The 24,698-nt window shown below is 55.3% G+C and carries 27 protein-coding genes; 16 read left to right on the top strand and 11 right to left on the bottom strand.

Annotation, left to right across the window (positions count from 1 at the left end):
- Positions 1-35 precede the first annotated feature (35 nt).
- Together yjeM and epmA are read right to left on the bottom strand one after the other, a co-directional pair.
- A complete protein-coding gene (gene yjeM, locus BFV63_RS02010) occupies positions 36-1,535 on the bottom strand; it encodes a glutamate/gamma-aminobutyrate family transporter YjeM (protein WP_003855961.1) in 1,500 nt (499 codons plus the stop codon).
- Between the two features lie 178 nt (positions 1,536-1,713).
- A complete protein-coding gene (gene epmA, locus BFV63_RS02005; RefSeq protein ID WP_003855960.1) occupies positions 1,714-2,691 on the bottom strand; it encodes an elongation factor P--(R)-beta-lysine ligase in 978 nt (325 codons plus the stop codon).
- A gap of 310 nt (positions 2,692-3,001) precedes the next feature.
- On the opposite strand from epmA, the gene frdA reads away from it, so the two are divergent.
- Genes frdA through frdD form a run of 4 tightly spaced genes read left to right on the top strand, consistent with a single transcriptional unit; the run spans position 3,002 to position 6,295 of the window.
- Complete coding sequence (gene frdA / locus BFV63_RS02000) at positions 3,002-4,792, top strand: fumarate reductase (quinol) flavoprotein subunit (protein WP_023324036.1); 1,791 nt, start codon at positions 3,002-3,004, stop codon at positions 4,790-4,792.
- Positions 4,785-5,519 (top strand): succinate dehydrogenase/fumarate reductase iron-sulfur subunit, encoded by a 735-nt coding sequence (locus BFV63_RS01995; RefSeq protein ID WP_003855955.1) that lies wholly within the window; start codon positions 4,785-4,787, stop codon positions 5,517-5,519. The genes frdA and BFV63_RS01995 overlap by 8 nt, the downstream gene beginning before the upstream one ends.
- Positions 5,520-5,529: 10 nt before the next feature.
- Entirely contained in the window at positions 5,530-5,925 is a 396-nt protein-coding gene (gene frdC, locus BFV63_RS01990) for a fumarate reductase subunit FrdC (RefSeq protein WP_003855953.1), read from the top strand.
- A 10-nt stretch (positions 5,926-5,935) separates the two neighbouring features.
- Positions 5,936-6,295, top strand: coding sequence for a fumarate reductase subunit FrdD (gene frdD, locus BFV63_RS01985; RefSeq protein ID WP_000609653.1), 360 nt, complete (start codon positions 5,936-5,938; stop codon positions 6,293-6,295).
- A 29-nt stretch (positions 6,296-6,324) separates the two neighbouring features.
- On the opposite strand, the gene ampR is transcribed toward frdD, so the two are convergent.
- A complete protein-coding gene (ampR, locus tag BFV63_RS01980; RefSeq protein ID WP_003855952.1) occupies positions 6,325-7,200 on the bottom strand; it encodes a LysR family transcriptional regulator AmpR in 876 nt (291 codons plus the stop codon).
- A 132-nt stretch (positions 7,201-7,332) separates the two neighbouring features.
- On the opposite strand from ampR, the gene BFV63_RS01975 reads away from it, so the two are divergent.
- Both BFV63_RS01975 and BFV63_RS01970 read left to right on the top strand, forming a co-directional pair.
- Positions 7,333-8,478: a cephalosporin-hydrolyzing class C beta-lactamase ACT-25 gene (locus tag BFV63_RS01975; protein WP_045351092.1), complete on the top strand. Its 1,146-nt coding sequence runs from the start codon at positions 7,333-7,335 to the stop codon at positions 8,476-8,478.
- A 158-nt stretch (positions 8,479-8,636) separates the two neighbouring features.
- Complete coding sequence (locus BFV63_RS01970) at positions 8,637-9,167, top strand: lipocalin family protein (protein ID WP_032661242.1); 531 nt, start codon at positions 8,637-8,639, stop codon at positions 9,165-9,167.
- On the opposite strand, the gene sugE is transcribed toward BFV63_RS01970, so the two are convergent.
- Positions 9,164-9,481: a quaternary ammonium compound efflux SMR transporter SugE gene (sugE, locus tag BFV63_RS01965; protein ID WP_003855944.1), complete on the bottom strand. Its 318-nt coding sequence runs from the start codon at positions 9,479-9,481 to the stop codon at positions 9,164-9,166. The genes BFV63_RS01970 and sugE overlap by 4 nt on opposite strands.
- A gap of 262 nt (positions 9,482-9,743) precedes the next feature.
- Between sugE and BFV63_RS01960 the strand changes: the two genes are divergently transcribed.
- A complete protein-coding gene (locus BFV63_RS01960; RefSeq protein ID WP_022650247.1) occupies positions 9,744-10,343 on the top strand; it encodes a helix-turn-helix transcriptional regulator in 600 nt (199 codons plus the stop codon).
- 37 nt (positions 10,344-10,380) lie between these two features.
- Here BFV63_RS01960 and ecnB read toward each other — a convergent pair whose 3' ends face one another.
- The 3 genes from ecnB to efp all read right to left on the bottom strand — a co-directional run bounded on the left by ecnB (position 10,381) and on the right by efp (position 11,391).
- Entirely contained in the window at positions 10,381-10,527 is a 147-nt protein-coding gene (ecnB, locus tag BFV63_RS01955; RefSeq protein WP_003855942.1) for a lipoprotein toxin entericidin B, read from the bottom strand.
- A 108-nt stretch (positions 10,528-10,635) separates the two neighbouring features.
- The gene (locus BFV63_RS01950; RefSeq protein ID WP_003855941.1) at positions 10,636-10,767 is read right to left on the bottom strand and encodes an entericidin A/B family lipoprotein; all 132 of its coding nucleotides are present in this window, start codon (positions 10,765-10,767) and stop codon (positions 10,636-10,638) included.
- Positions 10,768-10,824: 57 nt separating this feature from the next.
- Positions 10,825-11,391, bottom strand: a complete 567-nt coding sequence (gene efp / locus BFV63_RS01945) for an elongation factor P (RefSeq protein WP_003855940.1) — start codon at positions 11,389-11,391, stop codon at positions 10,825-10,827.
- Between the two features lie 40 nt (positions 11,392-11,431).
- Between efp and epmB the strand changes: the two genes are divergently transcribed.
- On the top strand, positions 11,432-12,460 hold the full coding sequence (epmB, locus tag BFV63_RS01940; RefSeq protein ID WP_023315249.1) for an EF-P beta-lysylation protein EpmB: 1,029 nt from the start codon (positions 11,432-11,434) through the stop codon (positions 12,458-12,460).
- Between the two features lie 65 nt (positions 12,461-12,525).
- Here epmB and BFV63_RS01935 read toward each other — a convergent pair whose 3' ends face one another.
- Complete coding sequence (locus tag BFV63_RS01935) at positions 12,526-12,879, bottom strand: DUF4156 domain-containing protein (protein ID WP_003855938.1); 354 nt, start codon at positions 12,877-12,879, stop codon at positions 12,526-12,528.
- Between the two features lie 233 nt (positions 12,880-13,112).
- Between BFV63_RS01935 and BFV63_RS01930 the strand changes: the two genes are divergently transcribed.
- Genes BFV63_RS01930 through iadA form a run of 3 tightly spaced genes read left to right on the top strand, consistent with a single transcriptional unit; the run spans position 13,113 to position 15,392 of the window.
- Complete coding sequence (locus tag BFV63_RS01930; protein ID WP_022650246.1) at positions 13,113-13,760, top strand: nucleoside recognition domain-containing protein; 648 nt, start codon at positions 13,113-13,115, stop codon at positions 13,758-13,760.
- Positions 13,757-14,218: a YjiG family protein gene (locus tag BFV63_RS01925; protein WP_032661233.1), complete on the top strand. Its 462-nt coding sequence runs from the start codon at positions 13,757-13,759 to the stop codon at positions 14,216-14,218. The genes BFV63_RS01930 and BFV63_RS01925 overlap by 4 nt, the downstream gene beginning before the upstream one ends.
- Before the next feature lie 10 nt (positions 14,219-14,228).
- Positions 14,229-15,392 carry a beta-aspartyl-peptidase gene (gene iadA, locus BFV63_RS01920; protein ID WP_069597427.1) on the top strand — a complete coding sequence of 388 codons (1,164 nt, stop codon included), beginning with the start codon at positions 14,229-14,231 and terminating at the stop codon, positions 15,390-15,392.
- Between the two features lie 65 nt (positions 15,393-15,457).
- Here iadA and groL read toward each other — a convergent pair whose 3' ends face one another.
- Together groL and BFV63_RS01910 are read right to left on the bottom strand one after the other, a co-directional pair.
- Positions 15,458-17,104: a chaperonin GroEL gene (gene groL / locus BFV63_RS01915; protein ID WP_003855930.1), complete on the bottom strand. Its 1,647-nt coding sequence runs from the start codon at positions 17,102-17,104 to the stop codon at positions 15,458-15,460.
- 40 nt (positions 17,105-17,144) lie between these two features.
- A complete protein-coding gene (locus BFV63_RS01910; protein ID WP_003855929.1) occupies positions 17,145-17,438 on the bottom strand; it encodes a co-chaperone GroES in 294 nt (97 codons plus the stop codon).
- A 178-nt stretch (positions 17,439-17,616) separates the two neighbouring features.
- Here BFV63_RS01910 and yjeH point away from each other — a divergent pair, with 178 nt between their 5' ends.
- A complete protein-coding gene (gene yjeH / locus BFV63_RS01905; RefSeq protein ID WP_003855927.1) occupies positions 17,617-18,864 on the top strand; it encodes an L-methionine/branched-chain amino acid transporter in 1,248 nt (415 codons plus the stop codon).
- Between the two features lie 23 nt (positions 18,865-18,887).
- Here yjeH and BFV63_RS01900 read toward each other — a convergent pair whose 3' ends face one another.
- Complete coding sequence (locus tag BFV63_RS01900) at positions 18,888-19,352, bottom strand: FxsA family protein (protein WP_003855925.1); 465 nt, start codon at positions 19,350-19,352, stop codon at positions 18,888-18,890.
- Positions 19,353-19,687: 335 nt separating this feature from the next.
- On the opposite strand from BFV63_RS01900, the gene aspA reads away from it, so the two are divergent.
- The 4 genes from aspA to BFV63_RS01880 all read left to right on the top strand — a co-directional run bounded on the left by aspA (position 19,688) and on the right by BFV63_RS01880 (position 24,664).
- Complete coding sequence (aspA, locus tag BFV63_RS01895) at positions 19,688-21,124, top strand: aspartate ammonia-lyase (protein ID WP_003855923.1); 1,437 nt, start codon at positions 19,688-19,690, stop codon at positions 21,122-21,124.
- Positions 21,125-21,240: 116 nt separating this feature from the next.
- Positions 21,241-22,542 (top strand): anaerobic C4-dicarboxylate transporter, encoded by a 1,302-nt coding sequence (locus BFV63_RS01890; protein WP_003855921.1) that lies wholly within the window; start codon positions 21,241-21,243, stop codon positions 22,540-22,542.
- Between the two features lie 113 nt (positions 22,543-22,655).
- Positions 22,656-22,979: a divalent cation tolerance protein CutA gene (gene cutA, locus BFV63_RS01885; protein WP_003855908.1), complete on the top strand. Its 324-nt coding sequence runs from the start codon at positions 22,656-22,658 to the stop codon at positions 22,977-22,979.
- On the top strand, positions 22,955-24,664 hold the full coding sequence (locus BFV63_RS01880) for a protein-disulfide reductase DsbD (protein ID WP_048241521.1): 1,710 nt from the start codon (positions 22,955-22,957) through the stop codon (positions 24,662-24,664). The genes cutA and BFV63_RS01880 overlap by 25 nt, the downstream gene beginning before the upstream one ends.
- Positions 24,665-24,698 lie beyond the last annotated feature (34 nt).

Genomic DNA, 24,698 nt, shown 5'->3' with positions numbered 1-24,698 from the left:
CCTTTCCCCCTCCCCATCGGGAGGGGGTCAATCCTTTATGCCACTTCTGCTACACAGGCCGTCGAGCGACGACGGTAATGCTCATAAATCCCCATTGCCAGCAGCGAGAAGAAGATCGGTCCGCCAACCATCCACAGCGTGCTGTTCCAGTCATTTGCCTCAACAACGGGCTGAATGACGGTAAAAATGTTGGCGAACGCGACGACCAGCACCACAACAGTGGTCGCCAGCAGCGTCGCCGCACGGGTTTTGAAGATCACAAACGGTCGTTCCAGATCCTGCTTCGCCTTAAAGAACGGGAACGCCAGGGTCAGGAACAGATACGGAAGCGTCATCGATACGTTTGCCATCAGGGTCAGCTTGTTATAGAACGCCGACGCGGTATCACCGCCGAAGGACACCAGCAGAATGAACACGCACACCAGCATGCACTGCATCCACATCGCGTTGGCAGGCATACCGGCAGCGTTCAGCTGAGTCATACGTGCAGGCCACAGCGCCTTTGGCGTCCCCTGAATAATCGCTTTCAGCGGCGAGTAGATCAGCGTGAAGAACGCGCCAGTATAGGCGAGGAACATCGACAAACCGGTAATCCGCGCAAACCAGATCCCCAGGGTGGCCGACGTTTCCGGCGCGAGATCCATGGCGTTGCCCAGCGTCACCCCCAGGCTTTTCATCAACACGTAGGTAATGTTGCCGAGGTTGGTAGTGTTATTGCTCAGTACCTGCTGCCAGTTGGTGCTGACGCCCCAGAGGAAAATCGCCAGTGAGTAGCCAATGGATATGACGATGGCGGCAAAGATAATGCCTTTGGCGAAGTTCTTTTCCGGATTTTCGGTTTTGTCGACCAGGCCGCCCACGGCTTCAATTCCACCGTAAGCAAAGATGGCAAACACCACGAAGGAGAGCATGGCCAGTCCGGACTGGTAACCCGGATTAGGCGATGAAACGAAGTTGACTTCCTGTGCGAAATGCCCGCCGTTCAGGCACAGAATGGCGATGCTGACCAGCAGCAGCACCAGGTTCAGGCACATCACGGAAATACCGCCAACGGCAGTGATACGGGCAATTTTGTTGATGCCTTTCGAGGCCACCAGCGTGACCACCACCATCCAGCACACCGCCAGAATACCGACCACCTGCGTGGAGCTCAGCCCCGCCAGAGACCAGACCTGCGTTTTATCCGCACCGAAGAGAAACGTTGAGAACGGCACCCAGACCTTGGCCGCCGTGCTGACCATCCAGACGACGTAGGATGAAAACCACATGAACGTACCGATAAACGCGTAACGGGGGCCGACGCTGTTGTTCATCCACGAATAGATGCCACCCTCTTCTTTCCGGTACGCCGAGCCCATCTCCGCCATCATCAGCGCAAACGGGATAAAGAAGAACAGAGCGGAAACGATATAAAACGGCGTCGCACTGTAGCCCATCAGATAAAACGCGGACGGGCTATTGGCAAAGCCAAAGACTGACGTAAAAATCATCAGAATGAGCCCGGTAAGGGTCATTTTTTTGAGTGAGTGAGACATATAACCATCCGAAACGGAATTAAACTGCGCGGATGGTAGCAGATGACCAGACAAATATTGTGGCTATCCGAGTCAATTTAAGAAAAAGACCCGTGCATAGCGAAAAGAGCAGTTTTTAATGTGGCAGAGTTAAATGACCGAGTAGGCCGGGTAAGCGACAGCGCCACCCGGCATTTTTTCAGGCGCGATCGACCGTAAAGGCAATCACATCGCCCAGTTGCTCGGCACCCAGCGCCAGCATGACCAGACGATCCACACCCAGCGCCACGCCGGAGCAGTCCGGTAAACCGGCCTTAAGCGCTTCCAGCAGGTTGGTGTCAATCGGCTGCTGCGGCAGACCGCGCGCGTTGCGCTTGCGGTTATCCTGCTCGAAACGCTGCTGCTGTTCGCGCGCGTCGGTCAGCTCGTGGAAACCGTTCGCCAGCTCAATGCCTTTGAAGTACACCTCAAACCGTTCCGCCACGCGGTGATCTTCGGTGCTGATCTGCGCCAGCGAGGCCTGGCTGGCCGGGAAGTGATAGACAAACGTCGGGCGATCTTTACCAATTTGCGGTTCAACGCCAAAGGTGAACAGCAGTTGCAACAGCGTGTCGCGGTCCTCTTCGTTATCCGCCACATTGCTCAGATCCAGTTTTGCCGCCACTTCACGCAGCTGTGTTTTATCAGCCGACAGCGGATCGATTTCCAGATGGCGCTGGAAGGCCTGCTGATAGGAGAGCGTTTCAGCTTCCGCGCAATCCAGCACCTGTTGCAGCAGATCGTCGACTTCGTTCATCAGACGATACATGTCGTAGTGCGGGCGGTACCACTCCAGCATGGTGAATTCCGGATTATGGTGTCGGCCCATCTCTTCATTACGGAAGCTACGGCACAGCTGATAGACCGGACCACACCCGGCCGCCAGCAGACGCTTCATATGGTATTCCGGGCTGGTCATCAGATACAGATTCATGCCCTGAGAGTGGCCTGGGCCAACAAAACGGGTTTCAAACGGGACCAGATGAATATCCGTGACCGTCGCCTGACTCATGCACGGCGTTTCCACCTCCAGGACGCCGCGGTCGGCAAAGAAACGGCGGATCTCCGCCATAATTGCTGCGCGCTTTAGCAGGTTTGGAATGGATGCGCTCGGCTGCCAGGTGGCCGTTTCGCTCATGAGTTATTTCTCCGTTTTCAGACAAGGGCACGAAGTCTACTCGTAAGCCGGGGCAGAGACAAATTTTGCACAGTAAAAGTCCCTTTTCATTGCACAGAGAAATACTGTGACGCCATTCATTAATCACAATGATAAATCACCGCACAGAACAGCAAAAAAATCGAACACGTCAAATTTCCCTCCCTTCTACGCGGTTATACTGTTTTACCCATAAAGGAGCAGTGGAATCGCTTCCGCAATCGCCCGTTCGGGCAGGTGAACGTCCTTTAGCTCATCGCGTTGCGGGAAAACAAAAATCTGGAGGAATGTCGTGCAAACTTTTCAAGCCGATCTTGCCGTAATAGGCGCTGGCGGGGCTGGATTACGCGCTGCAATTGCTGCGGCACAAGCCAATCCGAACGCTAAAATCGCATTGATTTCAAAAGTCTATCCGATGCGCAGCCACACGGTAGCCGCAGAAGGAGGATCCGCTGCCGTCGCGCAGGATCATGACAGCTTCGAATACCATTTCCACGACACGGTTGCAGGGGGCGACTGGCTTTGCGAACAGGATGTCGTTGATTACTTCGTGCACCATTGCCCAACGGAGATGACCCAGCTGGAACAGTGGGGATGCCCGTGGAGCCGCCGTCCGGACGGGAGCGTCAACGTCCGCCGCTTCGGTGGCATGAAGATCGAACGCACCTGGTTTGCCGCCGATAAGACCGGCTTCCACATGCTGCACACCCTGTTCCAGACCTCCCTCCAGTTCCCACAAATCCAGCGCTTTGACGAACATTTCGTTCTCGACATTCTGGTCGACGACGGTCATGCGCGCGGACTGGTGGCGATGAACATGATGGAAGGCACGCTTGTCCAGATCCGCGCTAATGCGGTGGTGATGGCAACGGGCGGCGCTGGCCGCGTATACCGCTACAACACCAACGGCGGCATCGTCACCGGTGACGGTATGGGCATGGCGCTCAGCCACGGCGTCCCGCTGCGTGATATGGAGTTCGTCCAGTATCACCCAACCGGCCTACCGGGCTCCGGCATACTGATGACGGAAGGCTGCCGCGGCGAAGGCGGAATTCTGGTCAACAAAAACGGCTATCGCTATTTGCAGGATTACGGCATGGGTCCGGAAACCCCACTTGGCGAGCCGAAAAACAAATACATGGAACTCGGCCCTCGCGACAAAGTCTCTCAGGCTTTCTGGCACGAGTGGCGCAAAGGCAACACCATCTCAACGCCGCGCGGCGACGTGGTGCATCTCGACCTGCGTCATCTCGGCGAGAAGAAACTGCTGGAGCGTCTGCCGTTTATCTGCGAGCTGGCGAAAGCGTATGTGGGCGTCGATCCGGTGAAAGAACCGATCCCGGTGCGTCCAACCGCGCACTACACCATGGGCGGCATCGAAACCGATCAGCAGTGCGAAACCCGCATCAAAGGGCTGTTTGCGGTGGGCGAGTGTTCCTCCGTCGGTCTGCACGGCGCAAACCGTCTGGGCTCGAACTCGCTGGCTGAGCTGGTGGTCTTTGGTCGCATGGCGGGCGAACGTGCGGTGGAGCGTGCCGCAACGGCAGGTGAAGCTAACAGCGCGGCGCTGGATGCGCAGGTTGTAGACGTCGAAAAACGCCTGAAAGACCTGGTGAACCAGGAAGGTAACGAAAACTGGTCGAAGATCCGCGACGAAATGGGGCTGTCGATGGAAGAAGGCTGCGGGATCTACCGTACGCCAGAGCTGATGCAGAAAACCGTCGATAAGCTGGCGGAGTTGCAGGAGCGCTTCAAGCGCGTGCGTATCACCGACACTTCCAGCGTATTCAATACCGAACTGCTTTATACCATTGAACTGGGCCACGGCCTGAACGTCGCAGAATGTATGGCCCATTCCGCCCTGGCGCGTAAAGAGTCCCGCGGCGCGCACCAGCGTCTGGATGAGGGCTGCACTGAACGTGACGACGTCAATTTCCTTAAACACACTCTCGCCTGGCGCGATGCGGATGGCACCACCCGTCTGGACTACAGCGACGTGAAAATCACCACGCTGCCACCGGCGAAACGCGTGTACGGTGCAGAAGCAGAAGCCGCCGATAAGAAGGAGAAGGCGAATGGCTGAGATGCAAAAACTGAAAGTTGAAGTGGTGCGCTACAATCCGGAAGTGGACGCCGCGCCGCATAGCGCTTTCTATGAAGTCCCTTACGACGAGCAAACCTCCCTGCTGGATGCGCTCGGCTATATCAAAGATAACCTGGCCCCAGACCTGAGCTACCGCTGGTCCTGCCGCATGGCAATTTGCGGCTCCTGCGGCATGATGGTCAACAAGGTGCCAAAGCTGGCGTGTAAAACCTTCCTGCGTGATTACACCAAAGGCATCAAGGTTGAAGCGCTGGGCAATTTCCCGATTGAGCGCGATCTGGTGGTCGACATGACCCACTTTATCGAAAGCCTCGAAGCGATTAAGCCGTACATCATCGGCAACCCGCGCACACCGGATCAGGGGCCAAACACTCAGACGCCCGCGCAGATGGCGAAATACCATCAGTTCTCCGGCTGCATCAACTGCGGCCTGTGCTACGCCGCCTGTCCACAGTTTGGCCTGAACCCTGAGTTTATCGGCCCGGCCGCCATTACCCTGGCGCACCGCTATAACGAAGACAGCCGCGACCACGGCAAAAAAGAACGTATGGCCCAGTTGAACAGCCAGAACGGGGTCTGGACCTGCACGTTTGTCGGTTACTGCTCCGAAGTCTGTCCGAAGCATGTCGACCCGGCCGCCGCCATTCAGCAGGGTAAGGTGGAAAGCTCGAAAGACTTTCTTATCGCTACCCTGAAACCACGCTAAGGAGTGCATGATGACGACTAAACGCAAAGCCTACGTGCGACCAATGCCGTCCACCTGGTGGAAAAAACTGCCGTTTTATCGCTTCTATATGCTGCGTGAAGGCACGGCAGTTCCCGCGGTCTGGTTCAGCCTCGAACTGATGTACGGGGTGTATGCCCTCAAGCACGGCCCGGAAGCCTGGGCCAGTTTTGTGGGCTTCCTGCAAAACCCAATCATCGTAGTACTGAACCTGATTGTGCTCGCCGCCGCGCTGCTTCATACCAAAACCTGGTTTGAACTGGCGCCAAAAGCAGCGAACATCATTGTAAAAGGCGAAAAAATGGGGCCAGAGCCGGTCATTAAAGGGCTCTGGGCAGTGACAGCAGTTGTCTCTGTGGTCATTCTGTTTGTCGCACTGTTTTGGTAAGGAGACTACTGTGATCAATCCAAATCCTAAACGTTCAGACGAGCCGGTTTTCTGGGGGCTGTTTGGCGCAGGCGGCATGTGGAGCGCCATTATTGCCCCGGTCATTATCCTGCTGGTCGGGATCATGCTGCCGCTGGGGTTGTTCCCGGGCGATGCGCTGAGCTATGAGCGCGTACTGGCCTTTGCGAGCAGCTTTATTGGCCGCGTGTTCATCTTCCTGATGATCGTCCTGCCGCTGTGGTGTGGTCTGCACCGTATCCACCATGCGATGCACGATCTGAAAATCCATGTGCCAAGCGGTAAATGGGTCTTCTACGGTCTGGCGACCATTCTGACGGTCGTCACGTTGATTGCCGTGGTCACCATCTGACTGAACAGGCCCGCCATCCGGCGGGCTTTTTACTTTTTCATCTTCTCCACCAGCCACCGGGAAAATTCGCGCATGGCTGGCGTTTCTGCCCGGGACTGCAATCGGGTCAGCCAGTAACTGCCGAGCTCAATCTGCGTCGCAAAGGGCTGTACAATGCGCTCGCTGGCTAACAGATGGGTAAACATATCGACAGGCGCAATGGCAATGCCCACCCCTGCCTGAGCGGCCTCCAGCATGGTCACGGACGAATCAAATACCATCACGCGGTGCGTTGGCGAAGGGGGATGCTCGCCGGCCGCCTGCATCCACGCGGTCCATTCATCGCGTCGGTAAGAGCGCAGCAGCGTAAACCTGAGGATGTCGGCCGGACTGTGCAGACTGGCGGCGATATCGGGCGTACACAGCGGCGCGAGCGGCGCATGACAAAGGAATTCAGCCTCGGTGCCGTGCCACGCCCCGCCACCGTAGCGGATCGTATAGTCAAGCCCTTCGGCAGCCGGATCAACGCGGTTGTTATGGGTGGAAAGCTGAAGATCGATGTGCGGATAGCCACGGCGAAAATCCTCCAGCTGCGAGAATAAAACCCCGGTGGCAAATGTACCCACCACGCCGATTTTCAGCTTCTCCTGCGCACGATGGTTAGCGAAGCGATCCAGCATTCCGGCTATACGATCGAAAGAATCATTCAACACCGGCAGTAAATTTTCACCCTCGGTAGTCAACATCAGCCCGCGCGACACGCGAACGAACAGCTGACAGTTCAGGTGCTGCTCCAGCGTTTTCACATGCTGGCTAATGGCTGAATGGGTCACGTTCAGCTCAATGGCCGCATGCGTAAAGCTGAGATGTCTCGCGGCGGCTTCAAAAGCTCGAAGCGAATTGAGGGGGAGATAGCTTCGCGTCATGGTCTCTTCCGTTAGAAAAATTAACAGCTAATGCTAAATTTAACCGTTTGTCAGGCACAGTCAAATCCAACAGACTACGCCTGTCTGATGGGCCCGGACATCCCCTTGACTCGCTATTACGGAAGATTACTGATGATGAAAAAATCCCTTTGCTGCGCCCTGCTGCTGGGCCTCTCTTGCTCTGCTCTCGCCGCGCCAGTATCAGAAAAACAGCTGGCGGAGGTGGTCGCGAATACGGTTACCCCGCTGATGAAAGCCCAGTCTGTTCCAGGCATGGCGGTGGCCGTTATTTATCAGGGAAAATCGCACTATTACACGTTTGGCAAGGCCGATATCGCGGCGAATAAACCCGTTACGCCTCAGACCCTGTTCGAGCTGGGTTCTATAAGTAAAACCTTCACCGGCGTTTTAGGTGGGGATGCCATTGCTCGCGGTGAAATTTCGCTGGACGATCCGGTGACCAGATACTGGCCACAGCTGACAGGCAAGCAGTGGCAGGGTATTCGTATGCTGGATCTCGCCACCTACACCGCTGGCGGCCTGCCGCTACAGGTACCGGATGAGGTCACGGATAACGCCTCCCTGCTGCGCTTTTATCAAAACTGGCAGCCGCAGTGGAAGCCTGGCACAACGCGTCTTTACGCCAACGCCAGCATCGGTCTTTTTGGCGCGCTGGCGGTCAAACCTTCTGGCATGCCCTATGAGCAGGCCATGACGACGCGGGTCCTTAAGCCGCTCAAGCTGGACCATACCTGGATTAACGTTCCGAAAGCGGAAGAGGCGCATTACGCCTGGGGCTATCGTGACGGTAAAGCGGTTCGCGTTTCGCCGGGAATGCTGGATGCACAAGCCTATGGCGTGAAAACCAACGTGCAGGATATGGCGAACTGGGTCATGGCAAACATGGCGCCGGAGAAGGTTGCCGATGCCTCACTTAAGCAGGGCATCGCGCTGGCGCAGTCGCGCTACTGGCGTATCGGGTCAATGTATCAGGGTCTGGGCTGGGAGATGCTCAACTGGCCCGTGGAGGCCAACACGGTGGTCGAAGGCAGCGACAGTAAGGTAGCGCTGGCGCCGTTACCCGTGGCAGAAGTGAATCCACCGGCTCCCCCGGTCAAAGCGTCCTGGGTCCATAAAACGGGTTCTACTGGCGGGTTTGGCAGCTACGTGGCCTTTATTCCTGAAAAGCAGATCGGTATTGTGATGCTCGCGAATAAAAGCTATCCGAACCCGGCACGCGTTGAGGCGGCATACCATATCCTCAAGGCGCTTCAGTAAAACATTGCCGGGTGGCGCTGCGCTTACCCGGCCTACACAACGCGTGAACTTTGTAGGCCGGGTAAGGCGAAGCCGCCACCCGGCAAAACACCCTACACAATCTCCCGCATTTTCCCTGCTGTCATCTACACTTAACAAAAAACAGTAAGGAAACTCCTATGCGCATTCTGCCTGTTATTGCCGCAGTAACAGCCGCGTTTTTAGTGGTTGCTTGCAGTTCCCCTACTCCTCCGCCTGGCGTCACGGTAGTCAGTAATTTCGACGCACAGCGCTTCCTCGGCACCTGGTATGAAATCGCCCGAATGGACCATCAGTTCGAACGGGGCTTAGAAAAAGTCACGGTCAACTACAGCGCGATGGATGACGGCGGGATCCGGGTCATTAACCGCGGCTATAACCCGGATCGCCAGATGTGGCAGCAGTCAGTTGGTCAGGCCTATTTCACCGGCGCGTCTAACCGCGCGGCCATGAAAGTCTCTTTCATCGGCCCATTCTACGGCGGGTATAACGTCATTGCGCTGGACAGAGAGTACCGCCATGCGCTGGTGTGTGGGCCGGATCGCAACTATCTGTGGATCCTCTCCCGCACGCCAACGATCCCGGCGGAAATGAAACAGCAGATGCTGGACATAGCGACCCGGCAAGGGTTTGACGTGACGAAATTAATCTGGGTAAAACAGCCGCATTAGTGGGTACTGAGTTTTAACCCGATGATACCCGCGACGATTAACGCGAGGCTGGCGATGCGCGCCAGGCTCGCAGACTCCCCCAGCAGCAGAATACCGGTAATGGCAGCCCCTACCGCGCCAATTCCCGTCCAGACAGCGTAAGCCGTTCCGACTGGCAAGCTTCGCATCGCCCATGACAACATGACGATACTGACAATCATTGCGGCGATAGTGATGACGCTGGGCGTCAGGCGGGTAAAACCATGGGTATATTTCAGGCCAATTGCCCATACCACTTCGAGCAAACCGGCAATAACAAGAACGATCCAGGACATATCAGGCTCCTTAACTTAACGACAAGTTGGGGCCGTCCCCGATGAATGAAGCGCTTACGGGTCGTCCCGCAAGGCTGAGGTTGCGCCTTATATTTTGGTTAGCATGGAATTTTTTTTCAAACTTTTTCTGCTGAACATGTTAAGGCAAGAAATAGCCTCTGTAAGACACGGAGTTCAGGCATTTATGACTCATCCGACTTCTCTATGATGATAGGCTTTCTGATGGCAGGAAGCCAAACCACTAGCCGACTGCGAAAATTTTATGTTTAAAATTCTTTTGATTGACCGTTGTCACTTCACCCGCACGGGATTTGAAGCCTGGGTCAATCATTCAGACCTGTTTTCGGGTCATTTCGTCGTAACCGGGGTAAATAATCTTTTCCTCGCCAGAGAGCATATCCTGCAATGGAAACCTGCGCTGGTCATCGCTGATTTATCTGGCTTCCGGCAGGATTTACACCATTTTCAGCAGCTATCCTCCCTGCTGATTGCCAGCGAAACATTGCCTTTTATTATGCTGCAATCAGGCCAGGAGCAAGAGATGACAGATTATCTGGCGCAGTTCCCGATATGGTCTTCTCTTTCCAAAAATACCGATCTGGAAAAACTAGCGGCGGTGATAAATGACGCGCTAACGTCATGCGCAAGCGCGGAGCTTCCGGAGATGGCGGCACCGTTACTGACGCGTCAGGAAGAGAGAGTTCTTAGCCTGTGGATGGATGGCGCGAGCAACCAGAAAATTGCCAGCAATCTGCGCATTAACGGAAAAACGGTGTACACGTACAAACGCAATATCCGCATGAAGCTACATATGGATACGCGCTACTCCCCGTTTTTATCGCTACAGGAAGTGGAGAATTGACGGTACGGTGAAATGACCTGCCGTACCGTCGCTTTCATTAGTTCTGAGCTTTGGTTGCTGCGCCAGAAATCGCGTTACCACCGTCGGAGATATCTTCCCCTACGCCACGGGTGGTGTTACATGCAGTCAGTACCGAAGAAAGCACCAGAACAGAAAAGATCGCTGCAATTGTTTTCTTAACCATAATATCTTCCTTTTATAGCCAAAGTTATTTTGTGTATAGCAACTTAAGAATAGACAAGATCTTGTCGTTTGACGGAAAAGGAAGAATTTTTAGGAAAATTAGACGGAATTAGCTGGCCGCATGGGAAATGATATGGCCGAGATCCTGGATATCTTCACCCATGCCACGCGCGGTGTTGCAACCGGAGAGAATTGCGCTGGAGAGCGCTAACAGAAGCAGAATTTTAACGGTACGTTTCATCTTCCCTGCCTGCAAAATCAGGCGCAGCGGGCGCTGCGCCTTACATCATGACGTAAATTACTTCACGCGGGATACGTATTCGCCGGAGCGGGTATCCACTTTGATCACTTCACCGATCTGTACGAACAGTGGCACTTTCACCACAGCGCCGGTAGACAGAGTGGCAGGCTTGCCGCCAGTACCTGCGGTATCACCTTTCAGACCTGGATCGGTTTCAACGATTTCCAGCTCAACGAAGTTCGGAGGCGTAACCGCGATAGGCTGACCGTTCCACAGGGTCACGATGCACTCAGCCTGATCCAGCAGCCACTTGGCGTTGTCACCAATCGCTTTTGCGTCCGCAGACAGCTGCTCGAAGGTTTCGTTGTTCATGAAGTGCCAGAACTCACCGTCGTTGTACAGGTAAGTCAGGTTCATATCGACAACATCAGCGCCTTCAGCGGAGTCAGTAGATTTGAAGGTTTTCTCAACACGGGTACCGGTCAGCAGGCGACGCAGCTTTACGCGTGCGAATGCCTGGCCTTTACCTGGTTTAACGAATTCGCTGGCTTCAACCGCGTACGGTTCGCCGTCCATCATGATTTTAAGACCAGCACGAAAATCGTTGCTATAGTACGTTGCCATAAGGCCCTCTAAATTTGTTAACTGGTAGCTAAGCCACAAAATGGCGCATATTGTAACCCTAAACACCCCGTCCAGAGAAGATTGGTTATCGCAACTTGCCGATGTAATCACCAGTCCTGATGAATTGCTGCGTCTTTTAGACCTCGAACAGCACGAAGCGTTGCGTGCAGGTCGTGAGGCGAAACGCCTTTTCGCCCTGCGCGTTCCCCGCGCGTTTGTTGCCCGAATGGAAAAGGGCAATCCTGATGATCCGTTATTAAAACAAACGCTTACCTCTCAGGATGAGTTTATTACCGCCCCCGGCTACAGCACCGATCCGCTGCAAGAGCAGAACAGTGTCGTACCGGGTTTGCTGCATAAATACCGCAATCGTGCCCTGCTGCTGGTTAAGGGCGGTTGCGCGGTAAATTGCCGCTATTGCTTCCGTCGCCACTTCCCGTACGCCGAAAACCAGGGCAATAAGCGCAACTGGCAGGTGGCGCTGGACTACATCACGGCGCACCCGGAACTGGATGAAATCATCTTTTCCGGCGGCGACCCGCTGATGGCAAAAGATCATGAGCTGGACTGGCTGCTGACTCAGCTTGAGACCATCCCGCACATTAAGCGTCTGCGCATTCACAGCCGTTTACCGATCGTCATCCCGGCGCGTATCACCGACGCCCTGGTCACGCGCCTGGAGCAGTCCCGTTTGCAGGTGCTGCTGGTAAACCATATCAACCACGCGAATGAAATTGACGCGGACTTTCGTGAGGCAATGGCGCGTATGCGAAAGGCAGGCGTGACGCTGCTCAACCAGAGCGTATTACTGCGCGGCGTGAACGACAGCGCCCGCGTGCTGGCCGATCTCAGCAATGCCTTATTTGATGCGGGCGTTATGCCCTATTACCTGCATGTTCTGGATCGCGTCCAGGGCGCGGCGCACTTCATGGTGACAGATGAAGAGGCCCGGAAGATTATGCGCGAGCTGTTAACGCTGGTTTCAGGTTATATGGTGCCGAAGCTGGCACGTGAGATTGGCGGAGAGCCGAGTAAGACGCCGCTGGATTTGCAGCTGCGTCAGCAGTAAAAAGGCAGGTGGCGCTACGCTTACCTGCCCTGGAGATAAAGCGGCAGCGCCATCAAACGGTTATATCAGTTCGGGCACTTATAGACCTGGCCGTTCATCTGGCTGGCGGTTGGCACAAAGCTGGACAGCATCCCCTGCGTCGGGCTGCTCACCCCGTAAATCACGTTGCCGCCCATTGCCGCAGCCTGATTACGCAGGGCATTGGCCGCACCGCGCATAGAGCCGCCCTCTTCGCCGTGCTGCCCCGACATCCAGTTGCTTTGCTCGCCAGTGGCGGTGCCTAACAGCTGGCATTCGCTGCCCGGCTTATCTTCCACAAAGCGAACGCTCTGGCCCGCTGCCGTCAGCTCATTGCTGGTGCTACAACCCGCCAGCAGCAATGCTGCACCTACAATCCCTGCACAGACTTTTATGCGCATGTTATTCCTCGTTTTCAATAAGCTGGACAGTAGTTGTCCGCGTGTAAACCTTATACTAAAAAGATGACCAAAAGAAAAATGCTGAGCATTTCTGCGAGCCAGATTCCGCTGGCACTCCTCCGACATCTTAAATGAATTCTGATAATAACCTTTGGGATATCGTGTTTTAGCCCCCGATCGTTTTTAGTGATGCGACGTACAACTTTTGTACGCGACTCAAAAAAGGGGGTTTCATGAGTGCATCATCCTCAGGAGAGGAAAAAGTAACCTGGGTGGGCTATCTGGCGTTCGTGCTCACCATCGTATTTTTCTCAGGTTTTTTCGCCAAAAGTACCGAATGGTGGCGCGTGCTGGATTTTACCGTCCTGAACGGCAGCTTTGGACCGGTGAACGGTGCGCTGACGTTTCGCGGCGAGGGCGGCACGGGAGCGAAAGATGGGTTTTTGTTTGCCCTTGAACTGGCGCCCTCGGTCATTTTATCGCTCGGGATCATTGCCGTTACCGAGGGGCTGGGCGGGCTGCGCGCCGCACAACAGCTTATGACGCCCATTCTGCGCCCGCTGCTCGGCGTGCCGGGCATTTGCTCTCTGGCGCTTATCGCCAACCTGCAAAATACTGATGCTGCCGCAGGGATGACCAAAGAGTTGACCAACGAAGGGGCGATTACTGACCATGAGCGCGCCATTTTCGCCACCTTCCAGACCAGCGGTAGCGCCATTATTACCAACTATTTTTCTTCCGGCGCTGCACTCTTTACCTTTATTACCGTCCCGGTAATCACGCCGCTTGCCGTCATTCTGGTGTTCAAATTTGTTGGCGCGAACTTTCTGCGACTGTGGATCGCCCACATGGAAGTTCGCTGCGCTCAGGAGGAAAAATGATCGCCCAGTCGCGTAAAAATATCATGGACTTGTTTATCGATGGCGCCCGCCGCGGCTTTACCATCGCCACCACCAGCCTGCTGCCGAACGTGGTCATGGCGTTTGTTATCATTCAGGCGCTCAAGGTAACCGGCCTGCTGGATATTGTCGGCAGGGTATGCGAGCCCATCATGGCTCTGTGGGGACTTCCGGGTGCGGCGGCAACGGTTCTTCTGGCCTCGGTGATGAGCATGGGGGGCGGTGTGGGGGTCTGCGCCAGTCTGGTCGCTGCCGGCACGCTCAACGGTCACGATGCCACCATCCTGCTGCCCGCCATCTATCTGATGGGTAATCCGGTGCAAAACACGGGCCGTTGCCTTGGCACCGCAGGCGTCAACCCGAAGTATTATCCGCACATCATCGCTGTCTGCGTCATTAACGCCCTGCTCTCAATGTGGGTGATGCAACTACTCTTCTGAGGAGATAAAAATGGATTTTTCAGTGCTGGAACCGCACCTTTTCCGCAATGCGCAGCTTTACGCTCCCGAGGATCTTGGGCATTGCGATCTGCTGATTGCCGGAGGAAAAATCGTCGCAGTCGAAAAAGCTGGCCACGCCACAATGAGGCCAGACTGCCCTGAAAGCGATCTCGCCGGAGCGGTGGTTTGCCCGGGGTTTATCGATCAGCATGTACACCTGATTGGCGGCGGCGGTGAAGCCGGTCCCCACACCCGGACGCCAGAGGTACGATTGTCTGCGCTGGTGGCGGCTGGCATCACCTCCGTTGTAGGCCTGCTGGGCACCGACGGCGTGACCCGCCATCCCGAGTCGCTGCTGGCGAAAACGCGGGCACTTGAGCATGAAGGGATCAGCGCATGGATGCTGACAGGCGCGTATGGCCTGCCTTCTCCGACGATCACTGGCAGTATCGAAAAGGATGTGGCGCTAATTGATAAAATCATTGGCGTGAAATGCGCGATTTCTGACCATCGCTCTTCCGCACCGGCAGATGACCAGCTCGCGAATATGGCCGCCCAGTCACGCGTCGGCGGGCTGCTGGGCGCCAAAGCGGGGATATCCGTATTTCACCTCGGCAACAGCCCTAAACTGCTGGAGCCACTGCTTAACATCCTGAATAACGCCGACGTGCCTCGCACGAAGCTGCTGCCAACCCACGTCAACCGCGCCCAGGCACTGTTCCACGCCGCACTGGACTATGCCCGCGAAGGGGGGTACATCGACATCACCACCAGCATCAGTGAGCCCATTGATGCCGCTACCGCCATCGCGACGGCCCGTGACGCGCAGGTGCCGTTTAACCGGCTCACGCTCAGCTCGGATGGCAACGGCAGCCAGCCGAATTTTGACGCAAACGGTAATCTTGTTGGCATTGGCGTGGCGGGTTTTGAGTCCCTGCTTGATACGCTACAGCAGCTGGTCGGCCGGTATCACCTGCCTCTGGAGGAGGCACTTCTGCCATTTACGCGTAACGTGGCGGAGTTTCTCGGTCTGGAGCATAAAGGGCGGATCGCGCCCGGATGCGATGCCGATTTCCTGGTGCTGACGGATGACCTGAAGCTCCGTGAGGTCTGGGCGAAAGGCCGCCATATGGTGCGTGAAGGCGTGGTGTGCGTGAAAGGCACGTTTGAGTAGAAGATAATAAAAAACCCCGGGCATTGCTGCCCGGGGCTCGTTCTGAGAGGTTCAGAACAGCATGATTACATCATGCCGCCCATGCCACCCATGCCGCCCATACCACCAGCAGCACCTAAGTCAGGCGCGTCGCCTTTAGGCAGGTCGGTCACCATGCACTCGGTCGTGATCATCAGGCCAGCTACAGATGCCGCGTATTGCAGAGCAGAACGGGTCACTTTAGTTGGATCCAGGATACCGAAGTCGATCATGTTGCCGTATTCTTCAGTTGCCGCGTTGTAACCGTAGTTACCTTCACCCGCTTTCACCTTGTTCGCAACCACAGACGGCTCTTCACCGGCGTTGGACACGATCTGACGCAGCGGAGCTTCCATTGCGCGCAGCGCAACTTTGATACCCACGTTCTGGTCTTCGTTCTGAGCAGTCAGGCCAGCCAGTTTAGCGGCTACACGCACCAGCGCGACACCACCACCAGCAACCACGCCTTCTTCTACCGCAGCACGGGTCGCGTGCAGGGCGTCGTCAACGCGTGCTTTCTTCTCTTTCATTTCAACTTCGGTAGCCGCACCGACTTTGATTACCGCTACGCCACCTGCCAGTTTCGCTACGCGCTCCTGGAGTTTTTCACGGTCGTAATCGGAAGTTGCTTCTTCGATCTGCTTACGGATCTGACCAACACGGCCCTGAATAGCGGCTTCTTCACCCACACCGTCGATGATGGTGGTGGTGTCTTTGTTGATCACAACGCGTTTCGCCTGGCCCAGGTCTTCCAGAGTCGCTTTTTCCAGCTCCATACCGATCTCTTCGGAGATCACGGTACCGCCGGTCAGGGTAGCGATATCCTGGAGCATCGCCTTACGACGATCGCCGAAGCCAGGTGCTTTAACCGCTGCCACTTTCACGATGCCACGCATGGTGTTAACCACCAGGGTCGCCAGCGCTTCGCCTTCAACGTCTTCAGCAATGATTACCAGCGGCTTGCCTGCTTTCGCAACGGCTTCCAGCACTGGCAGCATTTCGCGGATGTTGGAGATTTTCTTGTCAGCCAGCAGGATGAACGGGCTTTCCAGCTCAACAGCGCCAGTTTCTGGCTTGTTGATGAAGTATGGGGACAGGTAACCGCGGTCGAACTGCATACCTTCAACCACGTCCAGTTCGTCTTCCAGACCAGTACCGTCTTCAACGGTGATCACGCCTTCTTTACCGACTTTATCCATCGCTTCAGCGATCAGTTTACCTACGGTTTCGTCGGAGTTAGCGGAGATAGTACCAACCTGAGCAATGGCTTTAGAGTCAGAGCACGGTACGGACAGCGCTTTCAGTTCTTCAACAGCGGAAGCGACGGCTTTGTCGATACCACGTTTCAGATCCATTGGGTTCATGCCCGCAGCAACGGCTTTCAGGCCTTCGGTGATGATCGCCTGCGCCAGTACGGTCGCGGTGGTGGTACCGTCACCGGCAGCGTCGTTCGCTTTAGAGGCAACTTCTTTCACCATCTGTGCGCCCATGTTTTCGAACTTGTCTTCCAGCTCGATTTCACGTGCAACAGAAACACCATCTTTGGTGATGGTTGGCGCGCCGAAGGATTTGTCCAGCACTACGTTACGGCCTTTCGGGCCGAGAGTGACTTTCACTGCGTCTGCCAGTACGTTTACGCCGCGGAGCATTTTTACACGAGCGTCGTTACCGAATTTTACGTCTTTAGCTGCCATGTTCTTATTTCCTCAAATTCGTACAGTTTTCGTGCGTTAATTACGCTTCAACAATTGCCAGAATGTCGCTCTCGGACATGATCAACACTTCTTCATTGTCGATCTTCTCGGATTTCACGCCGTAGCCATCGTTGAAAATGACGATGTCACCAACTTTAACGTCCAGTGGCTGCACAGTTCCGTTTTCCAGGATGCGGCCCTTACCGACAGCGATGATTTCGCCACGCGTTGATTTTGCTGCTGCTGAACCGGTCAGAACGATGCCGCCAGCAGACTTGGTTTCAACTTCTTTACGTTTGACGATCACACGATCATGTAACGGACGAATACTCATTGATAGCTCTCCTTTGAGAAAGTCATTATCAGTTATGGATGACGCCGGCCCGCATGCGGTTTTCCGGCTAGTGCCCTGAGAGATGGGGATAGCTTTTTACCCCTTCAAGGGGTAATCGAAAAAAAATTTGCGAAAGTGTTACCATCCACTCTCTTTTGATGGTGGCGGGACGAGGTAAATGAGTGGACTCAGGCAGGAGTTGGGGCTGGCGCAGGGCATTGGCTTACTCTCAACGTCTTTGTTAGGCACGGGGGTATTTGCGGTTCCCGCGCTGGCGGCGTTGGTTGCCGGCAATAACAGTCTTTGGGCATGGCCGGTGCTGATCGTGCTGGTGTTTCCGGTGGCGATTGTCTTTGCCATACTCGGGCGGCACTTCCCGAGCGCAGGCGGCGTAGCGCATTTTGTCGGCATGGCGTTTGGGCCGCGGATGGAGCGTGTCACCGGCTGGCTATTTTTGTCGGTGATACCCGTTGGCCTTCCGGCAGCCCTGCATATCGCAACCGGCTTCGGACAGGCGCTGTTTGGCTGGCACGATGAACAACTGCTGCTGGCTGAAATCGGTACGCTGGCGATTGTCTGGTGGGTTGGCTCGCGAGGGGCCAGTTCCAGCGCCAATCTGCAAACGCTGGTCGCCGTGTTAATTGTCGCGCTGATCGTCGCCATCTGGTTTGCGGGTGACATTACGGTGGCGGATATCCCTTTCCCCGCGATTAACGACATCGACCACGCACAGCTTTTCGCTGCACTATCCGTCATGTTCTGGTGTTTCGTCGGTCTGGAGGCGTTCGCTCATCTGGCATCCGAGTTTAAACAGCCCGAGCGTGACTTTCCCCGCGCTCTGATGATTGGCCTGCTGCTGGCGGGCACCGTGTACTGGGCCTGTACCGTACTGGTGCTGCACTTCAACGCGTTCAGTGAAGAGAAAGCCGCCGCCGCGTCGCTGCCGGGCATCGTGGTGCAGCTGTTTGGTGTTAAAGCCCTGTGGGTAGCCTGCGTGATTGGCTATCTCGCCTGCTTTGCCAGCCTCAACATTTATATTCAGAGCTTCGCCCGGCTGGTGTGGTCTCAGGCACTTTATAAACCGGATAGCCCCCTCTCACGCCTGTCAAAGCGTCAGCTTCCGGTGAATGCGCTGAATACCGTACTGGGCTGCTGCGTGGTGAGTTCCCTGGCCATTTATCTCCTCGACATCAACCTTGACGCGCTGATTGTCTACGCCAACGGTATTTTCATCATGATCTACCTGCTGTGCATGCTGGCGGGCTGTCGGCTACTGAAAGGACGCTTTAAGGCGCTGGCGGCTGTCGGGTGTGTCCTGTGCCTGATGCTGCTGGCGATGGTGGGATGGAAGAGTGTGTACGCCATCGTCATGCTGGCGGGGCTGTGGGTGTTTTTACCGAAGCGACAAGCTCCGCAGGCCCGGTGAGCGAGCGCCACCGGGCCAGAAACTCACCGATCGTCTTTATGATCTAACCGGTCGCGCTGCTCATCCTTACGCTGGTATTCCCCTTCAAAGGTATCCCCCGGGCCGGTGCTGAAACCACCGCCTGGCATACGGCTGAAACGCAGATGCGGCAGCAGCTTCATGGTCAGGTGCTTCTGCACCGGCGGCAACAGCAACAGCAGGCCGAGGAAGTCTGTAAAGAAGCCCGGCAGGATCAGCAGCAAACCAGCAATAATCAGCGACACGCTTTTGATCATCTCGGCGGCCGGGCTTTCGCCTGCGGCCATCTTCTGCTGCATTAACAGGAAATTTTTGAAACCCTGATTGCGCACCAGCGACATGCCGATGACGGAGGTGAAGATCACCAGAATCAGAGTCAGCAGGACGCCCAGCACATGGGCAACCTGGATGAAAATCGAAATTTCAATGTAAACATAAAGAAAGAAAGCAATAAATGGTATCCAGCGCACTGGCATCTCCTGTATGGCAGGTGCCTTCTGGCCCCTGACTGAATGTGTTCGCGAAGCGCGTAGATAAGAGATGGCGACGGTTAGCCAAATTTCAATCGGTTTGCACGGATATTTTTTCTGGAAATATTAAAGCGGTGACATATTTCACAGATTAATAATTATCATGAAATCGGGTCGATAATAAGTGATCCAGCTTACGGCAATTCGCTATCATCAGCATATGATCTCGAACATCTGGCCGATTGAGGGAATAATCGTCGGTCATAAAATATTCAAAACCACATATATACTGTGTGTTTAGTACAATCCATCGGCAGCTTGAAAAGAAGGTTCACATGTTAAACAACATTCGTATCGAAGAAGATTTGTTGGGTACCAGGGAAGTTCCAGCGGATGCCTACTATGGTGTTCACACTCTGAGAGCGATTGAAAACTTCTACATCAGCAACAGCAAAATCAGCGACATCCCTGAATTTGTGCGTGGCATGGTGATGGTAAAAAAAGCCGCGGCTCTGGCGAACAAAGAGCTGCAAACCATTCCTAAAAGCGCTGCAAATGCGATTATCGCCGCGTGCGATGAAGTGCTGAACAACGGCAAATGCATGGATCAGTTCCCGGTCGACGTCTATCAGGGCGGCGCGGGCACCTCTGTCAACATGAACACCAACGAAGTGCTGGCAAACATCGGCCTGGAGCTGATGGGTCATCAGAAAGGTGAATACCAGTACCTGAACCCGAACGACCACGTTAACAAATGTCAATCCACCAACGACGCCTACCCAACCGGCTTTCGCATCGCGGTGTATGCCTCTGTCGTCAAACTGGTCGACGCGATTAATCAGCTGGGCGATGGCTTCCAGCGTAAAGCCGTTGAGTTCCAGGACATCCTGAAAATGGGCCGTACCCAGTTGCAGGACGCGGTGCCAATGACCCTCGGACAGGAATTCCACGCGTTTAACGTGCTGCTGAACGAAGAGACGAAAAACCTGCTGCGTACGTCCGAACTGCTGCTGGAAGTGAACCTGGGCGCAACCGCCATCGGTACACGCCTGAACACGCCAGATGGCTATCAGCAACTGGCGGTACAGAAGCTGGCTGAAGTGTCCAACCTGCCGGTTGTGCCTGCGGAAGACCTGATTGAAGCTACCTCAGACTGCGGCGCCTATGTGATGGTGCACAGCGCCCTGAAACGTCTGGCGGTGAAACTGTCCAAAATCTGTAACGACCTACGCCTGCTCTCCTCCGGTCCGCGCGCTGGCCTGAATGAAATCAACCTGCCAGAGTTGCAGGCGGGTTCATCCATCATGCCAGCTAAAGTGAACCCGGTGGTGCCAGAAGTGGTGAACCAGGTTTGCTTCAAGGTGATTGGTAACGATACGACCGTCACCATGGCCTCCGAAGCCGGTCAGCTCCAGCTGAACGTGATGGAGCCAGTGATTGGCCAGGCGATGTTTGAATCTATCCATATTCTGACCAACGCCTGCTACAACCTGCTGGAAAAATGCATTAACGGCATCACCGCGAATAAAGAAGTGTGTGAAGGCTACGTCTATAACTCCATCGGCATCGTCACCTACCTCAACCCCTTCATCGGCCACCACAACGGCGATATCGTCGGGAAGATTTGTGCCGAAACCGGTAAGAGCGTACGTGAGGTGGTTCTCGAGCGAGGATTGTTGACCGAAGCCGAACTGGACGATATCTTCTCCGCCCAGAACCTGATGCACCCGGCATATAAAGCGAAACGATATACCGATGAAAGCGAACAGTAACCGTTCAGGCTAAGCTTCCGAAAGGCACGTCACTTGTGACGTGCCTTTTTTCTTTATGGGCGTTACCAAAACACAACAATTCAATATCAACTTGTTAATGAGCAAGGCAGGTCTTTATGTTTGGAGCAGAACTCGTCATCGTCCTGTTGGCGATTTATTTGGGCGCACGACTCGGGGGAATCGGCATCGGTTTTGCTGGCGGTCTCGGAGTGCTTGTACTTACCCTGATCTTTCAGATTAAACCCGGCGCAATCCCTTTTGACGTTATCGAAATCATCATGGCGGTTATTGCTGCTATCGCGGCCATGCAGGTCGCTGGCGGTATGGACTACCTGGTGAGCCTGGCGGAGCGTATGCTGCGTCGCCATCCGAAATACATCACCTTCCTTGCCCCGCTGGTGACCTGGTTTATGACCATTCTCGCCGGTACTGGCCATACTGCCTTCTCCACGCTGCCGGTCATCACCGAAGTGGCGAAAGAGCAGGGTATTCGCCCGTCTCGCCCTCTTTCTATTGCCGTGGTCGCCTCCCAGATTGCGATTACCGCCTCGCCTATTTCCGCGGCGGTGGTCTTCTTCGCGGGCATCCTTGAGCCAATGGGCGTAAGTTACCTGACGCTGCTGGCAATCTGTATTCCGGTCACGCTGATTGCGGTAATGATCACTGCCGTGCTGTGTAACTTCCTCGGTGCCGAGCTGAAAGACGATCCGGTTTACCAGGAGCGTCTGGCAAAAGGTGAAGTGAGCCTGCGCGGTAGCCAGGTCTTCGAGCTGAAGCCGCATGCAAAACGCTCCGTGCTGCTGTTTCTGATTGGTATCGTCGCCGTGATGTTCTACGCGACCGCCATCAGCGACACGGTAGGTCTGATCCAGAACCCGGTTCTGCCGCGTAACGAAGCCATTGTGGTGTTTATGCTGACCATCGCGACGCTGATCAGCATCACCTGTAAAATCGACACCAGCGAAGTGCTGAACGCCAGCACCTTCAAATCCGGTATGAGCGCCTGCGTGTGCGTGCTGGGCGTGGCGTGGCTCGGTGATACCTTTGTGAAAGCGCACATCAGCGATATCCAGACCGTTGCAGGCGACCTGCTGCACAACTATCCGTGGCTGCTGGCAGTAGTGCTGTTCTTTGCCGCGACGCTGCTGTACTCCCAGGCTGCGACCACCAAAGCGCTGATGCCTGCGGCACTGATGCTGGGCGTGACGCCGCTGACGGCGATTGCCTCTTTTGCAGCGGTTTCCGCCCTGTTCGTGCTGCCAACCTACCCAACCCTGCTGGCCGCAGTTGAGATGGATGACACCGGCTCAACCCGTATTGGTAAGTACGTGTTTAACCACGCGTTCCTCATCCCGGGCGTGGTGGCGATTACGCTCTGCGTGATCCTCGGCTTTATCATCGGCGGCATTGTGCTGTAAACGATTAGCCGTTGTAAAAATAGTTAAAAACGGGCCGCTCTGCGGCCCGTTTCATTAATGACCAACCGCCTTGCGTGATATAGTGAAGACTTTCGTGATGAGGAGGTCGACTTGTGAACACGCCTGATGCTGTTGTTGTACTGTGCACCGCCCCTGATGAAGCTTCTGCCCAGGATCTGGCCGCCAAAGTGCTGGCCGAAAAACTGGCTGCCTGTGTCACGCTTCTTCCCGGCGCCACCTCCCTTTATTACTGGGAAGGCAAGCTGGAGCAAGAGTACGAAGTCCAGATGTTGCTCAAAACCAACCTGACAAACCAGCAGGCTCTCCTCGACTGCCTCAAGTCTCATCATCCATACCAAACCCCGGAGCTGCTGGTGCTGCCAGTGGTCCACGGCGATAACGATTATCTCTCATGGCTCAACGCTTCATTACGCTGATCCTGCTGCTGTGCAGCACGTCAGTTTTTGCCGGGTTGTTTGACGCACCCGGCCGTTCGAACTTTATTCCTGCCGACCAGGCATTCGTTTTCGACTTTCAGCAAAACCAGCACGATCTCAGTCTCACCTGGCAGGTGAAAGAGGGTTACTACCTCTATCGCAAGCAGGTCAGCATCACGCCGACAAAGGCGAACGTCGGCGCATTGCAGATGCCCGCTGGCGTGTGGCACGAGGACGAGTTCTACGGTAAGAGTGAAATTTATCGCCAGCGCTTAAGCGTGCCCGTCACGGTGAACCATGCCGATAAAGGTGCCACATTAACGGTCACCTATCAGGGCTGCGCAGACGCCGGATTCTGTTACCCACCTGAAACAAAGGTCGTTCCGCTTAGCGAAGTGAAAGGCGCTGCCTCCCCTCTCCCATCAGGGAAGAGGGCCAGGATGAAGGGTGAAGGCGCAGGCGAAGCCACTTCAGACCTTCCGTTCTCAGCACTTTGGGCGTTATTGATTGGTATCGGCATCGCCTTTACGCCCTGCGTACTGCCTATGTACCCGCTTATCTCTGGCATCGTGCTGGGCGGTAAACAACGCCTTTCCACCGCCCGTGCGCTGTTGCTGGCCTTTATCTATGTACAGGGCATGGCGTTAACCTATACGGCGCTCGGCCTAGTGGTCGCCGCTGCCGGGTTGCAGTTCCAGGCCGCCCTTCAGCATCCTTATGTGCTTATCGGACTGTCAGCGGTGTTTATTCTGCTGGCGCTGTCGATGTTTGGCCTGTTCACCCTGCAACTGCCCTCTTCCCTGCAAACCCGTCTGACGCTGATGAGCAACCGTCAGCAGGGTGGCTCTGCGGGCGGCGTGTTCGCCATGGGTGCCATCGCCGGGCTGATTTGCTCCCCCTGCACCACTGCGCCGCTGAGCGCCATTCTGTTATACATTGCTCAGAGCGGCAACCTGTGGCTCGGCGGCGGCACGCTGTACCTCTACGCGCTCGGCATGGGCCTGCCGCTGATCCTGGTGACGGTGTTTGGCAATCGTCTGCTGCCGAAAAGCGGCCCGTGGATGGAGACGGTGAAAACCGCGTTTGGTTTTGTCATTCTGGCGCTGCCGGTATTTCTGCTGGAGCGCATCATCGGTGATGTGTGGGGTACACGTCTTTGGGCGATGCTCGGCGTGGCCTTCTTCAGCTGGGCGTTTATCGTGAGTCTGGGGGCGAAGAAACCGTGGATGCGCCTGCTACAGATCCTTCTGCTGGCGGCCGCGCTGGTGAGCGTCCGTCCGCTACAGGACTGGGCGTTTGGCACCCCGGCAGGTCAAACGCAGGCTCATCTGAATTTTATACAGATTAAAAACGTAGATGACCTTAACCACGCCCTGGCGCAGGCGAAAGGCAAACCGGTCATGCTCGATCTCTATGCCGACTGGTGCGTGGCCTGCAAAGAGTTTGAAAAATACACCTTCAGCGATCCGCAGGTACAACATGCGCTGAGCGATACCGTTCTGCTCCAGGCGAACGTTACCGTCAACAGCACGCAGGATAAGGCTCTGCTGAAGCAACTTAACGTGCTCGGGTTGCCTACCATCCTGTTCTTCAATGAACAGGGGGAAGAACAGCCGACGCAGCGTGTAACCGGGTTTATGGACGCGACGGCATTCAACGCGCATTTGCGCAATCGCCAACCGTAAACAACACTTTAGACGGGACAAACCGTTGGGAATA

Source organism: Enterobacter hormaechei subsp. xiangfangensis (assembly GCF_001729785.1).
Taxonomy (GTDB): domain Bacteria; phylum Pseudomonadota; class Gammaproteobacteria; order Enterobacterales; family Enterobacteriaceae; genus Enterobacter; species Enterobacter hormaechei_C.
This window is presented reverse-complemented; position numbering and strand designations above follow the sequence as displayed.

What these genes read in the sequence shown, in the direction of transcription:
- yjeM (WP_003855961.1), bottom strand. Translation starts at nt 1,535, where the DNA reads ATGTCTCACTCACTCAAAAAAATGACCCTTACCGGGCTCATTCTGATG.
- epmA (WP_003855960.1), bottom strand. Translation starts at nt 2,691, where the DNA reads ATGAGCGAAACGGCCACCTGGCAGCCGAGCGCATCCATTCCAAACCTG.
- BFV63_RS01995 (WP_003855955.1), top strand. Translation starts at nt 4,785, where the DNA reads ATGGCTGAGATGCAAAAACTGAAAGTTGAAGTGGTGCGCTACAATCCG.
- frdC (WP_003855953.1), top strand. Translation starts at nt 5,530, where the DNA reads ATGACGACTAAACGCAAAGCCTACGTGCGACCAATGCCGTCCACCTGG.
- ampR (WP_003855952.1), bottom strand. Translation starts at nt 7,200, where the DNA reads ATGACGCGAAGCTATCTCCCCCTCAATTCGCTTCGAGCTTTTGAAGCC.
- BFV63_RS01975 (WP_045351092.1), top strand. Translation starts at nt 7,333, where the DNA reads ATGATGAAAAAATCCCTTTGCTGCGCCCTGCTGCTGGGCCTCTCTTGC.
- BFV63_RS01970 (WP_032661242.1), top strand. Translation starts at nt 8,637, where the DNA reads ATGCGCATTCTGCCTGTTATTGCCGCAGTAACAGCCGCGTTTTTAGTG.
- sugE (WP_003855944.1), bottom strand. Translation starts at nt 9,481, where the DNA reads ATGTCCTGGATCGTTCTTGTTATTGCCGGTTTGCTCGAAGTGGTATGG.
- BFV63_RS01960 (WP_022650247.1), top strand. Translation starts at nt 9,744, where the DNA reads ATGTTTAAAATTCTTTTGATTGACCGTTGTCACTTCACCCGCACGGGA.
- ecnB (WP_003855942.1), bottom strand. Translation starts at nt 10,527, where the DNA reads ATGGTTAAGAAAACAATTGCAGCGATCTTTTCTGTTCTGGTGCTTTCT.
- BFV63_RS01950 (WP_003855941.1), bottom strand. Translation starts at nt 10,767, where the DNA reads ATGAAACGTACCGTTAAAATTCTGCTTCTGTTAGCGCTCTCCAGCGCA.
- efp (WP_003855940.1), bottom strand. Translation starts at nt 11,391, where the DNA reads ATGGCAACGTACTATAGCAACGATTTTCGTGCTGGTCTTAAAATCATG.
- epmB (WP_023315249.1), top strand. Translation starts at nt 11,432, where the DNA reads ATGGCGCATATTGTAACCCTAAACACCCCGTCCAGAGAAGATTGGTTA.
- BFV63_RS01935 (WP_003855938.1), bottom strand. Translation starts at nt 12,879, where the DNA reads ATGCGCATAAAAGTCTGTGCAGGGATTGTAGGTGCAGCATTGCTGCTG.
- BFV63_RS01930 (WP_022650246.1), top strand. Translation starts at nt 13,113, where the DNA reads ATGAGTGCATCATCCTCAGGAGAGGAAAAAGTAACCTGGGTGGGCTAT.
- BFV63_RS01925 (WP_032661233.1), top strand. Translation starts at nt 13,757, where the DNA reads ATGATCGCCCAGTCGCGTAAAAATATCATGGACTTGTTTATCGATGGC.
- iadA (WP_069597427.1), top strand. Translation starts at nt 14,229, where the DNA reads ATGGATTTTTCAGTGCTGGAACCGCACCTTTTCCGCAATGCGCAGCTT.
- groL (WP_003855930.1), bottom strand. Translation starts at nt 17,104, where the DNA reads ATGGCAGCTAAAGACGTAAAATTCGGTAACGACGCTCGTGTAAAAATG.
- BFV63_RS01910 (WP_003855929.1), bottom strand. Translation starts at nt 17,438, where the DNA reads ATGAGTATTCGTCCGTTACATGATCGTGTGATCGTCAAACGTAAAGAA.
- yjeH (WP_003855927.1), top strand. Translation starts at nt 17,617, where the DNA reads ATGAGTGGACTCAGGCAGGAGTTGGGGCTGGCGCAGGGCATTGGCTTA.
- aspA (WP_003855923.1), top strand. Translation starts at nt 19,688, where the DNA reads ATGTTAAACAACATTCGTATCGAAGAAGATTTGTTGGGTACCAGGGAA.
- BFV63_RS01890 (WP_003855921.1), top strand. Translation starts at nt 21,241, where the DNA reads ATGTTTGGAGCAGAACTCGTCATCGTCCTGTTGGCGATTTATTTGGGC.
- BFV63_RS01880 (WP_048241521.1), top strand. Translation starts at nt 22,955, where the DNA reads ATGGCTCAACGCTTCATTACGCTGATCCTGCTGCTGTGCAGCACGTCA.